The 2,200-nt window shown below is 51.9% G+C and carries 3 protein-coding genes; 1 reads left to right on the top strand and 2 read right to left on the bottom strand.

All coding sequences use genetic code 11. The features are described from left to right. On the bottom strand, positions 1-767 hold a 767-nt coding region (locus AAC854_RS22265), incomplete at its 3' end, for a primase-helicase zinc-binding domain-containing protein (protein WP_340619001.1). A gap of 43 nt (positions 768-810) precedes the next feature. Between AAC854_RS22265 and AAC854_RS22260 the strand changes: the two genes are divergently transcribed. After that, positions 811-2,145 carry a hypothetical protein gene (locus AAC854_RS22260; RefSeq protein ID WP_479715133.1) on the top strand — a complete coding sequence of 445 codons (1,335 nt, stop codon included), beginning with the start codon at positions 811-813 and terminating at the stop codon, positions 2,143-2,145. Here AAC854_RS22260 and AAC854_RS22255 read toward each other — a convergent pair. After that, positions 2,117-2,200 (bottom strand): IS1 family transposase (locus AAC854_RS22255; protein WP_340619002.1); only part of this gene is annotated, 84 nt, incomplete at its 5' end. The genes AAC854_RS22260 and AAC854_RS22255 overlap by 29 nt on opposite strands.

The raw sequence follows: 2,200 nt of genomic DNA, 5'->3' as shown, positions 1-2,200 counted from the left end.
CCGACATTCTTTTTCAGCCTGCCGTTTTTGTCCCGTTCGCCTTGTTCGTGCCAGTCATTATCGGCAGCAATGATGATTTTCGCGTCTGACCACTGCTTTCTGACCTGCTCGACAACCGTGATTAAATTGCTTTCATCAATGGCTGCCAGTACCACGCCCTTATGTAATTGGCTGACTGTTAAGGCTGTAGCGTACCCCTCGGTAATGATGATTGTGTCCGACGTTCCGGTTATCTCAGATACAGGGATAAAACTGCCTTTTTTCTGCGTACCTGTAACAAGACGTTTATTACCGTCCGTCTTGATGGTCTGAGCGCCCGTGGTTATTCCGTCCAGTGTTTGAGTAATCAGCAATAACGATCCATCTTTCAATAACCTTTGATTGGGACATTTCAGTCCCTTTTTTACCAGATATTGAGATTCACCCGTGACCGTAGTGGAAACCAGCGCTGCAATGCGTTCTGCAATTGATTTAGTGTTACGAGTTGGCGTTTTGGCTGGTTTGGATTCAGGCAAAGGTAATGACAGCGAATTAGCAACAACTTTTGCCGCTTCAATGATGGAAATTCCTTTGGTTTTTGCCACTAAATCTAGCCCGTCACCATAGTTTGGAACATTACACTGGCGGCAATGCCAGTTGCCGTGATGGTGATCATCGATAAAGTGGAAACGGTCAGTACCGCCGCAGGCAGGACAAGCACCATGTTTCCCTTTTGCAGGAATATCGATACCACAGGCTGGCAGCAGAGTTACCCGACCCGATGGCACGGTATTACACTTTGGTTATGACCGGCTGACCCGTTTGAATTCCGTGACCGCCTCCGCCGGCGAAACTTACCGTTATGAGCGGGATGCGGCGGGTCAGATTATCCGGGAAACCGATTTTACCGGGCGTACCCTCGATTATCAATACGATAAACTGGGACGCTGCACACTGACTCAATATCCCGATGGGCAGCAGCTTCGCTGGCATTATTCTGCTGCGGGTTTACTGGTCAAACAGGAAAGCTGGCAGCCGGAAGATAACCAACTGGTGCTGAAAGCCACCACCACTTACGAATACAACAAGCGGCATCAGTTGGTGAAAGCCACTAATGCCGATGCCGTGGTGGAATACGAATATGATAAGGCCACTGGCCTGCCGACCTGTGAGCGTATCAACGGGCGGGAAATCACCCGAGAATGGGATAACCTGACAGGGCGCCCGGTCAGCGAAAGTGTGGATGGCAACACCCTGCACTTCGGCTATAACCGATCAGGGGCATTGAATCACTTCCAGCTCAACCAGTATACGCCGTTGACGCTCCAGCATGACGCACTGGGACGGGAAACGGTGCGCGAAAGTGCCAACGGGTTTATCCTCGCCAGCCGCTACACCGCAACGGGCTTGCTGGCCCATCAGTCAGCCGGGAGAACTACCCAACTTTTCCGGGAAACGCTGGCGCAAAACGACCCGCACTTCCCGCCACAAGCGACTGCCGTCAACCGAAGCTGGCAATATGACCGGGCACATAATGTCCGGGTCATTGACGACAGCAGGGGACAAACCCGCTACCGTTATAATACCAACGACCAGATAGTGCATACCCTGTTCGAGGGCGCGCGCGCCCATGAAGAGCAATTCAGTTACGATGCCAATGGCAACCTGAGCCAATATTTGCCCACCGATGCGCAGGGCGCGATGGAACAGCTCACGCAACGCCAGCAAGCCGGGCGGGTGGTACAGCGGGGCGATATTCATTATCGCTATGATGATAACGGCCGGTTAGTCGAAAAAGCCGAGCAGCGTGACGGTTTCCGCCCGCAAATCTGGCGCTACCGCTGGGATACGCAAAACCAGCTCACCCACTTAGAAACCCCGGATGGCTCGCGCTGGCAGTACAAATACGATCCTTTCGGGCGGCGTATCCAGAAACAAAAAACACACGATGGAAAACGGGTCGCGGCGAATTTACAATTATGGCTGGCCGGTAAGCCGGATTTGCCGGACAATCCGAAAGCACTTGGCGGCTATGATTACCTGTGGAGCGGGGATCAGCTGATTGAGGAAGTGCCGTATCAGCTTGACGGCACCCGGCTGGAAGAGCGTCGGGTCATGAACCCAATAGTTAGATCGTTTAGAAAAAGTAGTATTCTGTTTCAATGAACGTTCCTATCACTTTATCGTGTATCTTTTCGGATTTGGAATAACCTATCGTTTT

Origin of the sequence: Xenorhabdus entomophaga (assembly GCF_037996725.1) — a bacterium.
GTDB lineage: Bacteria > Pseudomonadota > Gammaproteobacteria > Enterobacterales > Enterobacteriaceae > Xenorhabdus > Xenorhabdus khoisanae.
Note: the sequence above shows the minus strand (reverse complement) of the source record. Positions and strands in the feature narration are given on the sequence as shown.